Origin of the sequence: Marinibactrum halimedae (genome assembly GCF_021234875.1) — a bacterium.
Lineage (GTDB): Bacteria > Pseudomonadota > Gammaproteobacteria > Pseudomonadales > Cellvibrionaceae > Marinibactrum > Marinibactrum halimedae.
On record NZ_JAJQVM010000002.1, the window covers coordinates 25,693 to 40,096 of the forward strand.

General features: G+C 45.4%; 9 protein-coding genes. 4 read left to right on the plus strand and 5 right to left on the minus strand.

Annotated elements, in window-relative coordinates:
- Positions 1-111: 111 nt before the first annotated feature.
- Both LU351_RS01385 and LU351_RS01390 read right to left on the minus strand, forming a co-directional pair.
- On the minus strand, positions 112-1,662 hold the full coding sequence (locus tag LU351_RS01385; RefSeq protein ID WP_232592215.1) for a methyl-accepting chemotaxis protein: 1,551 nt from the start codon (positions 1,660-1,662) through the stop codon (positions 112-114).
- 77 nt (positions 1,663-1,739) lie between these two features.
- A complete protein-coding gene (locus tag LU351_RS01390) occupies positions 1,740-2,399 on the minus strand; it encodes an SCO family protein (protein WP_232592216.1) in 660 nt (219 codons plus the stop codon).
- Positions 2,400-2,833: 434 nt separating this feature from the next.
- On the opposite strand from LU351_RS01390, the gene LU351_RS01395 reads away from it, so the two are divergent.
- Positions 2,834-3,226 (plus strand): hypothetical protein, encoded by a 393-nt coding sequence (locus tag LU351_RS01395; protein WP_232592217.1) that lies wholly within the window; start codon positions 2,834-2,836, stop codon positions 3,224-3,226.
- 69 nt (positions 3,227-3,295) lie between these two features.
- On the plus strand, positions 3,296-4,669 hold the full coding sequence (locus tag LU351_RS01400; RefSeq protein ID WP_232592218.1) for an ICP22 family protein: 1,374 nt from the start codon (positions 3,296-3,298) through the stop codon (positions 4,667-4,669).
- Between the two features lie 380 nt (positions 4,670-5,049).
- On the opposite strand, the gene LU351_RS01405 is transcribed toward LU351_RS01400, so the two are convergent.
- The gene (locus tag LU351_RS01405) at positions 5,050-5,562 is read right to left on the minus strand and encodes a hypothetical protein (protein ID WP_232592219.1); all 513 of its coding nucleotides are present in this window, start codon (positions 5,560-5,562) and stop codon (positions 5,050-5,052) included.
- 324 nt (positions 5,563-5,886) lie between these two features.
- Here LU351_RS01405 and LU351_RS01410 point away from each other — a divergent pair, with 324 nt between their 5' ends.
- The gene (locus LU351_RS01410) at positions 5,887-9,363 is read left to right on the plus strand and encodes a S8 family serine peptidase (RefSeq protein WP_232592220.1); all 3,477 of its coding nucleotides are present in this window, start codon (positions 5,887-5,889) and stop codon (positions 9,361-9,363) included.
- Between the two features lie 156 nt (positions 9,364-9,519).
- Here LU351_RS01410 and LU351_RS01415 read toward each other — a convergent pair whose 3' ends face one another.
- Both LU351_RS01415 and LU351_RS01420 read right to left on the minus strand, forming a co-directional pair.
- Entirely contained in the window at positions 9,520-10,929 is a 1,410-nt protein-coding gene (locus LU351_RS01415) for a GTPase/DUF3482 domain-containing protein (protein ID WP_232592221.1), read from the minus strand.
- Positions 10,926-12,422: a DUF2868 domain-containing protein gene (locus tag LU351_RS01420; protein ID WP_232592222.1), complete on the minus strand. Its 1,497-nt coding sequence runs from the start codon at positions 12,420-12,422 to the stop codon at positions 10,926-10,928. Before LU351_RS01420 ends, LU351_RS01415 begins: the two co-directional genes overlap by 4 nt.
- Before the next feature lie 414 nt (positions 12,423-12,836).
- On the opposite strand from LU351_RS01420, the gene LU351_RS01425 reads away from it, so the two are divergent.
- Positions 12,837-14,381 (plus strand): sensor domain-containing diguanylate cyclase, encoded by a 1,545-nt coding sequence (locus LU351_RS01425; RefSeq protein WP_232592223.1) that lies wholly within the window; start codon positions 12,837-12,839, stop codon positions 14,379-14,381.
- The last annotated feature ends 23 nt before the right edge of the window (positions 14,382-14,404 follow it).

Consider the following 14,404-nt stretch of genomic DNA (forward strand, 5'->3'; position numbering starts at 1 on the left):
AATCATAACGAAGTTTATGAAAGGAGAAAAACAGCGGTTTTAAAAGAGAACCTATGAGCCCATATAGCAGACTTCATCTTCGGAGGTACTCAACAAAACAAAATAAGTATTTCACACTTGGGTGATAAAGGAATGGGATGTCCGACTCATTTGCTGGGCAAGTGTATCAATATGCTGAGAGAGTGATCGAGTCTCTTCTGCCGCAGATACAACGGATGCATTCACATTTTTAATTTGCTGAAGATCGTCTGTGAGTTTTTGAGATACGGTATTTTGATGACTGATGTTTTCAGCAATCTTGCCGCTCATGGTCGAGATTTCCTCAATTCCTTCGACTACGCCTGTCAGTAAATGCTGACTTTCTGTGGCACTTTGAATAACTTCATCACTCATTTGCTTACCGGCTAACATTTTATTTTCAACCAGCTCAGAAGAATGGCGAAGTGTCTCAATTACCGACTCAATTTCTGCCGTCGTGGTTTGTGTCCGTTGAGCCAATGAACGTACCTCATCAGCAACCACAGCAAAACCTCGCCCTTGCTCACCCGCTCGGGCCGCCTCAATAGCCGCATTTAATGCCAACAAATTGGTTTGCTCCGCGATGCTGTAAATGACATTCATCGTGTTTTCTACCGAGCGCGTTCCCTCTACTAACTTCATCACCACGTTTTGAATATCATCAATAGAACGCCCAAAGTTATCCAATGCCTGCACGGTGGATTTCATTTTTGAATCACTGACTTCCACTTTATGCTTTGCCTCACCAGCAGAGACGGCCATGTCCGATGTAAACTGGTTAATTTCGGACAAATCATTGTTATATTGAGCAATAACATTAGCGGAGTATTCAATATACTCACCTTGTTTTGTTAATTGATCTGACGCTTCGTGAGCATTTTTATTACTGCTTTCAACCACCTCAGTTAAATCTTTACTGGCACTTTGTGTAGTCGCAATAGACTCAGATAACATATCAAACAAGGAATTTAGAGATTTTACAAACTCACGATCATCAACGTTTTTTGCCTTAACTCCCAAACGTAATGATAGATCTTTATTTGTCGCAATTTCATATACGGTTGCTCGCAAGTGACAAGCCACAATATATTGTTCGTGCAAGCGGTAACATACAAAAACCAAAATGGCGGATTCCATTACCACAAACAGAGCGTGAACAAAGAAAGTTTCCCAGTCACAGGTAACCCCATAGGCGATAAACGAAATTCCCGCCACAGAGGCACCGCTTAACTGCAGCGGCACACTCACCAAATGATGGAGCGCAATAACTCCAGCACTGACCACAACAGGCCGCCAATCGCGCCATAAGACCATAGCCGCCAGAGAAGCAAAAATATGAAAGTGCATTTCCAGTCGTCCCATTTGCTGGAAAATAAACACCATGGACATCACCATAAAGGAAGCTGAAATGGCACATCGGCTGGCCAGAGATCCTGGCGCACCAAAATACACTAAAGCGCTGCCAATGACGGCTAATGTTGCCGGCACTGAACCCACCAAATGGGTTCCATATCCCCAAGGCACAATAAAATAAACAAACGGTAAATGCATTGCCAATACTGCGAGCATAATTTTATCGGTCGCAATGGTATCTCGCAGCTGAATCTCTTTCGTCTTTTCTGCTAGCACTGTTGACTTTGTCATTTTTCTTTCACTCTTTTACCACTTTTTATATAGGTTATGCACACTTCAATTTTTACGTACCTATTTACATACGCTCTTTACGTACGATTTTTTCCTAATAAAGATACATCTCGTACAACCGCCTCCACGCTCCCAGAAGGGTATACCAAAATATCTTGTCGAGCGGGATGAAACAGATAAATAGCCCCTGTGTGAGAAATATCGAGAGCGTCTACATTTGGACTTAGACCAGTCAGAGGTTGCCGAAAGGCATTCAACAATACCGGCAATTTTTCCACATGCACACCAAGGTAATGCTCACCAAGTGGACTTACAAAATCATGTAAACGTTCTGGTGTATCAAATTCAGGGTCTAAAGTAATAAAAACAAACTGCATCATTTTGTCATTATCGGCCAAACTCTGAATTTTTTGATAGCGCTGAACGGTTAAAGGACAAATATTACGACAACGTGTAAAAATAAAAGACACCACCGTAGGCTGTTGCCGAAGATCTTGCCAAGAAATGGGCTCTCGCTTATCAGAGATCATAGTCACTACAGGCAAAGGCCGCGAGAGAGAGAACCCCCAAAGTGATTCATCACTTATTAATGAGGCACTTACATAGGAAAAAAAATGAGGAATAGAAAGAATAATTACCGTCAGTACTAACAGTGATATACCTATTACTACGGCTAACGTCGACCTTACTTTCGATTTTTTTATCGATACCGGCATAATCGAAAAAGAACGTATCATTGGCTTTCTTTCACCTTAGTATGAGGCCGGACATGGAACAGTCACTATATGTCACCCTTTTTTCTTATCTCTGTAGTGACCGAGCGCCTTCATTCTTTTCACTACCACTTTCATTCATAAACCTTTCATTCATAAACCTTTTATCGTTTGTTGGTTTACCCTGTCCAAAGTGTAGCCAACATTTTCCACTCTCGTCGAAAAGAGTGCCAATCAAAAAAATACGAAGAAGCGACCCCCAAAAGTAGGCTCACCGAGTCTGCATACCACCTGTGAAATAACGCTTACTACGGTGTATTACTCCGACGTGAGTTAACAAAAACAATGGTTAACGGTGTCCGCTCGGGATAGAACTTCTTACCTTACCCTCACATAAGCAGTTACAACACAAAAGACAAGAATAAACCAATCGACTTACATGAGTTTTGGGTGCAACGATGAAACAGAAAAACAGACTGATACATAACACGGCAAATCAATCGGGTTTTCCAAATGGCAATGCACATCCCCACGCCACCTATTTAAAAACAATTAACACGAAGAAACACTGGTTTATAAATTGTGCTGTATTCACCACCATGGTAGCCAGTTCTTCCACTTTTGCACTGGATCTTTTGGTTGAAAAAAAGGTAGGTCAACAAACCACTCACGTCATCGAACACGTCAGCGGCAATAAGAACGGTACCTGTGCACACGGCGACCACAAACCAGCCACCGCCGCCTCATCAACCGCCCCTTCCATCGGTCATCAAGGGTCTCAAATCAATACACAAATCACCTCCACAGATGAAGAAGTCATCGATCAACTCGCCACAGCCCACCTTCCCTAATTAACACGCAGGCTCATCGATTTTTCCCTTGTCAATCGGTGACAACACGACTTTGCAGTGGAGACCTTTATGGAACTCAAAAAAATGATTGTGGCAATGTGCTTAACTTTGCCCATGATGACCCTCACCGCCTGCGGTGGTATTGGCGATGATAACGATAATGGTAACGGAGGCGACGTTGTTGATGACGGCAGTTCAGGCAGCAACCCCGGCGGCGGCTCTAATCCCGGTGGAGGAGGCGATAACTCCAACCCCGGCGACGACACTGACCCCGGTGATGGTTCTAATCCTGGCGACGGCTCTAACCCTGACGACGATACCGACCCCGGTGATGGTTCTAATCCTGGCGACGATAGCGACCCCGGCGACGGCTCTAACCCTGGCGACGATACCGACCCCGGCGACGGCTCTAACCCTGGCGACGGCTCTAACCCTGGCGACGATAGCGACCCCGGCGACGGCTCTAACCCTGGCGACGATACTGACCCCGGCGACGACACTGATCCTGGTAATGACACCGATCCAGAACCTCCTGTGGATAACGAGCCCGATGAACCTTCAGCAGATGGCTACTTTGCAGAATTTACCGACGCCAGTTGCGCCGACGGGCAATATCGTGAAGCTCTGCCAGACCTAAAAGTAGACCTCTCGCAAGTCATTAACGACATTGACGCGAAGGCAAACCCCACTGCCGAAGAAATTGAGGCTGCAATGATGACCGTGCTAGACGCCGGCTACCCATATGGCGCTTTCATTGTACGTGAGTCACCCGGATTTGATCGTAGCTATAACTGTGGGTACAACTGGTCGAACCGAGGATATGGGTGGGAAAACTCATTCGGCCTTGCCGTTCACGAATGTGGCCATGCATTAGACGCGTACTACAATGGCGGCAATACCTATTACTTATCAGAAGACTACGCCATTCCCGAAATGCGCAGAGACTATTTCTCACGGAACGAGCTCAGCGGCGATGAATACCACAACCAAATACCCGATGCTGCCGCCAACAGCACCTATTTCGACATTGGCTCCACCACCGGCAACCAAGGTATTCAAACCATGTACGATGAATGGGCACAATATGTTCATTCCGTTGCCCTAGATTATTTGCTCTATCAATACCCGCAAGGCCGACGTGATTTTTATTTGGAATACATGTTGAATTTTGCTTGGGCAGCACCTCGCTACCTTATTTGGGCAAAAGAAAATCACCCCGATGACTTTGAACATATGATGGCAGACCCCGATGTTTTACAGGCCACTCTCGTGTTATGGGGGCAAACCTGGACGTATTACGATGCATTTATCAACAACACCAGCTGGACGCCATCGCAAGACGAAGAGCGTTACGTAGAAGCTATTCGGGATCCTAAATTGCAAAACATCATGAATGAAGTACGAATTAATTATGGCTGTAACGGAATAGACCAACCTGAATAAGGCACTAAAAAATCAAAAAATAAATAAGCCTTAAAAAGAACGCTTCTTCTTGGCCCCTTTGGGGGCCTTTTTTAATTCACCCCTATAACAATCTAAAACCCCACATGCAATTTTTCACATCTGATGCAGTAATAAAATTATCGCAGCCAGATACAAAACATCAGCAATGACGAAGGTTTCGAATTTTGAGGAGATGATACTCCCCTGGAAAAAGCTTTGTGAAGCGATTGAGCCTTTTTATCCTAAACCTTCAAAGCTAGGCGGTCACTCAACCGTGGGCAATAGCATCTTAAAGATCAAAAGGAATGTCTGATTGGGATATGTGTCACCTCCTCTGATTAGAACCAGCTTCTGAAAGAAATGACACAGAAATTTGAACACTACCAATAAACCACCTCAAGCACTTCAAAATCATCCATAGAATGGATATACATCCTCAACTGATAATAAAACATGAGTCCCCCTCGGCTATAATAATGCACTTTAAAAAGTGAAACCGGGCCTTTTGCTTTAATGGTTTTTTTCAAAATGGTTTTTCTTGGCTCTTTTCCAAAACGCTTATAAACCTGCTTTTTCAGCTCCGGGGAAATCACCACCGATAGATTATTTTTACTTCGGTAATCATCTTCCGAGTTTAAAAACATAACGCCATCATCAAACCCAATGGATTCCACCTTGAAATACACTTCGCCTTCAAACGCCTTTGGATAGTTTTTTTTGGCTTGCTCTCTTACCGCTGCCGTATCCACATATTCAAAAGCACTTCTCTGAATTTCTTTATATTTAATAAACTTATTCTCTGTTGCAGCGCATCCACACAATACCAGAGCCAAAAACCAACAAATCACCTTCCAACTATTTTTCTTATCTTTTTTTTCATACTCCCCTTTCATATTTCTCTCCCATATTTTTCAGCACTCTCAATTAAGAAAATGGCGCAGTATAAACCAATGGAAAGCCACAAGGAAATTAATGCGCAACAACATTTTATGGCGTAAAAAAACGCCTTTCGCTTGAGGATGCAGGTTAATTATTCGTCAAATATTTGTTGCGATAGTATGCAACGCTTTTCTGAAAATCATATGAATAAAAACGTCTCGACTTCCCAACTGGGTAAGTTAAGAAAACGATGTTCTCACGATTCTTCGATTCATGATGTTCTGCGGTATAGATGATTTCTCACTGAAACGAGAATTGCCAACTGTAAAGGAAGGAACATGAAACGATTTCTCTTAGTACCCATTAGCGTTTTGTCTGCGGCCATCGGGCTAAATGCATATGGCCAATCTGAAGCGCTCAGTCTGTCTGAAAGCAGTCAACAAGTAAAAGTGGTTAGCTCTGCCGTACAAGCTAACGAAATGGCACAAAAAGCCGCACAGGCAAAAAAGACAAGAAATCAAAAATCAGCGTCTACTTTTTCAATTGAGAGTGTTGACGTTAGCAGCCCCACAGCGGTGTATATTATTCGCTTAAAAGATCCGGCGGTTGCTGCTTATAGTGGTGGCATCGCAGGCTTTAGCGCCACCAACCCAGAAATGACGGGCGAAAAGAAATTAGATTTATCTGCCGCACCCAGTGTGGCCTACTCAAACTTTTTAGAACAACAACAAGCCCGTGTAACCAAAGAGTTTGATGCCTCTATTGGACGCCGGTTATCACCCAAATTCTCTTATAAAAACGTTTTCAATGGGATGGCCATTGAATTAACGGCATCAGAAGCCAAGCAATTACAGTCACACCCTGATGTATTGAGTATCGAAGAAGAACGTTGGGAAGTTCCTCTAACTGATGCAGGCCCCGCCTGGATTGGCGCCGATTATATTTGGAACGGGGGAGTTGGCGATTACTTCTCCTACCCTTGGTGTTATAAATTTGAAGGCTCACAAGGCGAAGACATGGTCGTGGCCATTCTAGATTCGGGTATTAATTCCGATCACCCTTCGTTTGCCGATATTGGCGGTGACGGCTATGACCACACCAACCCACTGGGTTCTGGGAATTATTTACCCGGCAGCTACTGTGACACTGAAGACCCCACATTTTGTAACGATAAATTAATTGGTGCCTGGGGGTTCACAAAAGAGCTAGGCGACCCCACTTCACCGGAAGACTCAGACGGCCACGGCAGCCATACCGCCAGTACGGTTGCCGGTAACGTGGTCAATGACATCACCGTTTACGCGCCCACTACCTCTTTAATGCGCGAGTCAATCAGCGGCGTAGCCCCTCACGCCAATATCATTGCTTACGATGTGTGTGTCGACTCTTGTCCTGGCTCTGCCTTGCTAGCCGCTGTGGAGCAGGTGGTGATCGATGCCTCCAACTTGCCCAACGGTATTCAGGCACTGAACTATTCCATTTCAGGGGGAGAAGATCCTTATAATGATGCGGTGGAGCTCGGGTTTCTCAACGCGTCGAATGCTGGTATTTTTGTTTCAGCTTCCGCCGGCAACAGCGGCCCAACGGCCTCTACTGTCGCCCACCGCTCACCTTGGGTCGCCACAGTTGGAGCCTCCACACATAACCGTGCTGTATTGAATTCACTGGACGACATGACCAGTGATGGCGAGTCTTTACCAGCATTAATCGGCTCAGGCTTCACAACTAGCCTTGGCGCTACCCCTATCGTACACGCCAAAAATTTTCCCACCGACAATGGCAGCATCAATGATCTTGACCCCGGACAATGTTTAGAACCTTTCCCAGCAGGACACTTCGATGGTCAAATCGTAGTGTGTGATCGCGGGGAGATTGCCCGAACAGCCAAAGGCATCAATGTGGCGGCCGGAGGAGCGTCAGGTTTTGTCTTGGCCAATCTGGAAGCCAACGGCAATTCTGTATCAAACGATGCTCATGTGATTCCAGCGGTGCATTTGGGTGTGGATAACGCCAATATTCTGAAAGATTGGCTGGATAACAACACCAACACCATGGCCAGCATTAGTGGTGGCGAGGTGGATGTCGCCGATGCTTACGGTGATATCATGGCAGGCTTCAGCTCACGCGGACCAAATACAACCGACGATATTTTAAAACCTGACGTCACCGCGCCAGGTGTGAATATTATTGCTGCTGTCGCCTCCACCGAAGGTGCCATCGCCCCTGAATATGGGTTTTTAAGCGGAACCTCGATGTCCAGCCCACATAATGCGGGGGCGGCTGCGCTGATTTCTGCAATAAAACCCAAGTGGTCACCCCATGCCATTAAGTCGGCGATGATGATGACCAGCACCACGGACTTCACCTTCAAAGAAGATGGGATGACACCCACCGACCCATTTGATTTGGGCGCGGGCCGCATTGATTTAACCAAAGTGGCAAATAGCAGTTTAGTTTTGGAAGAAACCACCGAAAACTTTCTTGCTGCTAATCCAGCCATCGGCGGTGACCCTAAAACTCTCAACATTGCGAGCATGCAAAACAGTAATTGCGTGGGGTTTTGCACTTGGGAGAGGACGGTAACCAATACCAGTGAGAAGCGGTATGGCGTCTGGTCACTATATGCTGATATGGATGATTTAAGCTCGAATGTGAAACTTCGGGTTAAACCGCAATTCTTATCAATCCCCCCTGGCGAAAGCGCAAAGATTCAGATTTTTGCAGATACCACAACAGCCGATGACATTTGGCAGTTCGGCAAGTTGAGTTTAGATCCCTTTGGTCGGCACTCTGGTCCGCCTCTGCATATGCCCATCGCCATCAAGCCCAGCGTCAGCTCTAATGATACTGTATTGGTGAAAACGGTAGATCAAGCTCAAGCCAGCCCTGGCGATATTTTGAATTACACCGTCACTCTAACCAATAGCCAGTTTACCGATACCATTACCCTAACGGATATGATTCCCAAATTTCAAAACGCGATCCCAAGCTCATTAAATGTGGACGTCGTTAACGGCACCACTATTGATGATTTTGTGTATAAAAAAAGCAATAAAACCCTCTCTTGGAGCGGCATATTGCAAGCGGGTAGTTTAGCGATCAATGAATCGCCTGCGCCATTTGGGTATGTACCGATGTCTGACTTTACAACGCCATTTGGGTGCCCCAGTAACTGCGATGATGGCGGGTTTGTTCTCAACGTACCTACCTTTACTTACAACGGCGAAAGTTATTCGCAAGTGATTTGGTCTGTCAACGGTACACTGCAAGCCGGTTCTGTCGGGGGCGCGCCAACATCGGCTTTAAATAGCCCATTACCCAGCACATCACCGCCAAATAATCTACTCGCCCCCTTCTGGACCGATTTGGATATGGGCTCTGATGGAGATGGTGCGGAATGGTACGTCGCTGTATTAACGGCGGGCCCAAATGAGTACACCATTTACGAATGGAATAATATTCCGCTATTTGGTGATGATACTCGACGTTATACCTTTCAGGTTTGGGTACAAAACGGTGATTCCGGCAATATTTGGTTTGTTTACCAAAATATGGATGATGTAGACAATATTAATTATTCCGTCGGCATTGAAGACGAAACAGGACTAAACGGTGACAGCTATCACTTTAACGGCACTGGGAATACACCAACTCCCGGTATTGATTTGGAAGTCAGCACTCTCACCGGTGGTAGTGCCACATTCACTTACAAAACGCGTGTTGGAAAATGTAAAAAACCCATGGTGAATTTTGTTGAAATCACCAGCGAAGGTGAAACAGAAGAAGCCATCACCACAACCGCATGTAAACAATAATCTCAATTTAAGTAACCCGAGGTAACTCGGGTTACTTTTTTATCCTTTTTATTGTTCGGGTACAATCTTCCCTAAACTCAACCTCTAACTACATCAGACCCTAAATACATCACACCCTAAATACATCACACCCTAAATACATCACACCCTAAAAAATTATTGCACAACAAAATACTTCAACAATAACTGATTAATTTTCGGCTGCTGCCGCTCCATGAGTGTACGCTGTCCTTTACATTGTAACCACGATGCCATTTTCAACGCGTCTGTCTTAGGCAGTTCACTCATTCGCTGCTTTAAGTCCCAATCCTGCATTTGTATTTCATCTCTTCTGGCATGATTACGACACACCATTTCATTTAAATGATGTAACCCTCGGCCTAAAAACACCCAACCAAATTGCGAATTTTTTATGGGTCCCAAGATAACTTCACGTCCGCCAGTAGGAATGATTTCCCCTATTTTTATTTTCGCCAAGTTTTCTCGAAACCACCAACTGCTGCCCGCTGCGACAATAGAGCCACTTAACGCCCCCAACATAAGAGATGAACCACCCAAACCAACATCTAACAATGCTCCTGCTGCTGCACCTCCACCGGCACTGAGCCACAGTAATTGTTTTTTATCCAAGCCCCAGACCACCCAATCTTCTTGATTAAATAAATCGCTTTTTTCCAGTGTCAATGACTTACTCTCATACACCATGTGATGGTGACGGAGCTGTGTTTCTATTTTTTTTCGCACTGAGGATTCAATGGTTTTTACGGCAGCCTTTAATTTTACTTCCAATGCCTGACTCACGGCTTCAGGAATGGTCTCTCCCGGTATCCGAGTACTCACCTGGTGACATAGCGCATCAATACAAGCCGTCGTTAATAGAGAAACGGCTTGTTCGACTCGCTGTGCTCGATCCTGTTTTAACGCCTGTACAGCCGCGTTAATTGATGGCTGCCAATGCTTATCCAATAACGCGAATGAACCAATTAATTCTATGTGATCAGAAAAACCGGCTGTCATAGGGTCGAACACTCGCACCAAACTAAAAAATTGATCTAGCGCTTGTCGCCATTGCTCTACATAGGTATTGCCTGAAATAGGGTTAATCACCGCCATACGTGGTTGACCACTCCAGCGTAAAATTTCCATTTCATGCTCATATTCCGGACGGTAGGGCGTTGCTCCATCGACCACATATAAAATGGCAGCGCCTTCCACAATGGGCTTAAGCAATTCTAATTCATCGTGAAACCGTTCTGGGTTATGAGGCTGGCGAACAAATTGTGCTAACACTTGTTTTCGGTCACCGGCATGCACACTCATGGATTGCAGTTGCTGTAACAATGCTCTTGCTCTCTGAAAGCCGGGCGTATCAATTAATTCATAGCACTCGCGTCCGTCCAAACGCATGGGAAACGACTGGGCAACCTCGGTGGTGCCGGAAACAGAAGAAATTTGCACACTGTCATTTTGAGTCAGCGTCGCCACTAAACTGGATTTCCCTTTATTGGGGTGGCCCACTACGGCAAACTTGGGAACAGTATTCGTTTTTGGCTGATCGCCCATCATTGGGGTTTAGCTCCTCTACCCACTTCATTTCCGTTATTCCCGTTGCCCACCACATTCCCGTTATCCGTCGCATTCTCATGATTTACTGCACCCATATAGCGTATCCAAGGTGTTTTTCGCTTTAAAAAATACTGCCAAGAGGCTTCATCAATTCGCCCTTCTTTTGAGCGAACGAGGTATAACGCTTGTTGGGGCAGAGTCTGTATCTGCTCAGATAAGTCCAGCAGCTCCCCGGTTGGCGGCTCCCAACCAGGCACCACCCACGTTACCCTAGAAGGGCGGGTGTGAATTAATGTTCGAAGGGATTGCTCATCGCTGTCTACTGTTTCTTCCCCTAATTGAACGTAAGAAGAAAACGGCCAACCAGAACCCGAAATACCCCAGAAGACCCCCAAACCAGACACAGCTTGTTTCCACTCGTCTTTTCTATGAGCTGAGTTAGAAGAATGAATATTATTGACACCAGTATCTTGGGATCTCAATTCTTGCACACTGAATGTATTTTTTTTCAGCTCTTTAACACTCGGTATTTTCGCGGCGTCATTGACTTTTCCCGCCACCGAACTGCCTGGGTCAGCCAATGGCATTGCCAATCTAGAGTAAAGCGGGCCTAAGACGTCATCGAGCAAAATAGATTGATCACGTTGACGACGAAGACGAAATAAAGCCCACATCAATAACAACACTCTAGGTATGACACAATAAGTCAATAAACTCGCAAACAATACTGGCCACCATTGACCATACCACTCTATGGAAGACTCGGCAGGGCCTACCGAATACGGTGCCGAGAGCCGATAATATCGTGTGGCTTCAACTAACTCTTTTGTGGGTACGGCGTCTGGCCACCATAGAGCCCATGGCGCACTCCACCCTTTAAACCCCTCAAATACGATTTCTGTGGACAATTGCACAGTGGAAGACCACCCAAACGCAAAGTCTTGAACTAATAAGCTGATAAAAAAAGTCAGTAATGCACCCAACGAAAATGCCAAAGCGAACCATTGATTTAGCCAAAACCCATAGGCGGTCAATAAACAACGGGGTAGCATGGAGACTCGTTTAAGGTTGGCGGAACCTAATAACCCTCGCCACCAATATGGCAGGCGTTGAAATAGAAAAGGGGGTATAGTGGAAAAAAACCGGCGGCACAGCATTAAGCAAAACCACGCCCAAGGAAATATCACCAATACCAATAAAAACATCATGATATTCACAAGCCCATGACCACTGGCACCTAAAACACCCAAAAGTCCAGAACAGCCGACCGTAATTCCCAATACAATCGCTAAAGCAATCGGCTGAAACGGGAACGCTAAAGTTGTGTTTTGACCTGTGCGCCAGTGATACCAATATTCAATCACATCACTGGGCTTTCCATTCGCAAGTCCTGCGCTAATAATGGCACCTCTCTCCTCGGATTGACGATCAAACGATACCTCATCCAACGCGATTTCTCGTGCTTTTGCCAATGTCCAAATGGTATTTATCAAAACAGTTTCCAATGTGTAAAGAATCGATCTAATTCAAATCATTGCTTATATAGCGGCACCGTATCAAACATCCAGTGCTAACTTCATCGCTACACGGTGTTTGTCGTAACAGCTCACCATTTTGTTATCACTCGCCAATAGTATACTGGGGTGAAATGTGTAGAATGAATGCCTAGACTGTGAAGGAAAAATGCACAGAGAAATGTGCAGATCACCAACAATAAAAAATGAAAATAAAGAAATATCATTCTCATTTTTACCCCTCTCATTTAAAACCGGGTAAAGACGAGTAAATTTTGATAAATCCCGCATTGATCCACCGGACGACTGGTTGACTAACCGCATCGGATGACACATGGTAGTACCCGAGAACAAACTGCAGCGACAGCTGACCAGTCACATGGAAGCGTTAAAGTGAGTAAAATTAATTTTCCCAAATACACATGGCCGGTTGCCGTGTTTTCTATTGGATTAGTTGCAACTCTGTTAGTAGTAGCAATTGCACGAAACTATCAAATACACGCCAATAAAGAGTCTTTTCATCATGGTGCTCAACAACGCACATTAACACTCCAATCGTTGATCGACAGCGATATTCACATTCTGGGCTCTGCAGCCAACTTTTTCTATTCCACCCCATCAGAGTTGTGGGACAATTTTGATGTGTTTACACCGCGCATATTGGAATATTCTATGGCCATTGTGGCCGTAGAATGGCTAGAACGTATCCCTCCCAACAAGCTAGACACACGGGTTGAAGCACTGAAAAAACGCTTTCCTGGATTCCAGGCCCATACCGTTATAGATCGACAAAAGGTCATTGGCTTCCACGATAAGACGACAGAAAAGTTTCTGGTCGCTGACATCATGCCGCGCACCGCCAATAATATGAATTTACTCGGTTTTTACCCGGTACAAGAACGCTTTTCACGCAGTGTGGAATCCATGGAGCGTACCGGTGTGGCCGTAGTCTCTGACCGAGTTCGCTTACTACAAGATGGCACCCACTCCACCATCGATAAAACCGGAGTCTTGGTGTATCACCCCGTCTTCGACGCCAATAACCAAGATAAAACCGCTCAAAACAAACCCTTAATTGGCAGCGTTATTGGTGTATTGAGAATTACCGACTACATCAGCGAGGTGTTACGAAAATTCGAAGGCCATCGTCCATTAAACTTAAAAATTGTTGATACCGGATTTGAAGCGGAAGATGCCTCTCTCCTATACACCAATGAATATTACAGCGACAGCAAAGGGTTACATTCTCGGAATTTGTTGCATTTGCCCAACCGCGTCTGGGAGGTGCATTACCAAGCGGAAGACAAATTAAGCAGTGATCAAGTCCTCGCCTTATCGATCATAGCCGGTGCCGGCTTCTTGCTCTCAGTATTAATGGCCACTATTTTTTATGTCTTGGATAGTCATCGCCTAGTCATTTCACGGCGACTCGCTGATCGCACACAACAACTCGAACAATTAGTGCACCAAGACTGCTTAACCGGTGTCGCCAATCGACGTAAATTTGATGCCACAATTAGCCTTTGGGTTGCCGCCAAAAAGTCGTTTGGTCTGCTTGTGCTAGACGTAGATCGATTTAAAAGCATTAATGACACCTATGGCCATGCCATCGGCGATGAAGTCTTAAAAACCATCTCTTATCTCCTCACAGATCAGTGCCGAACCAAGGACATTGTTGCGCGCATTGGTGGAGATGAACTGGCGGTATTGTGTCACGTCAACAGCGATAGAGAGTTGTGTCAACTCGCTGAAGTCCTAAGACAGCAAGTGGAACGCAATCCCTTTGTTGTCAAAGAACATCGCTTTCGTGTACAACTTAGCATTGGCGGTGTGTTTTACCGCAACGGCATGACTGAAGAAGACATGCACATTCAGGCAGACCGAGAGCTATATAACGCTAAACGCAGTGGTCGAAACCAAGTTAGTATCGCCGCCTAATCGCGTTCCTAAACCTGCATTTC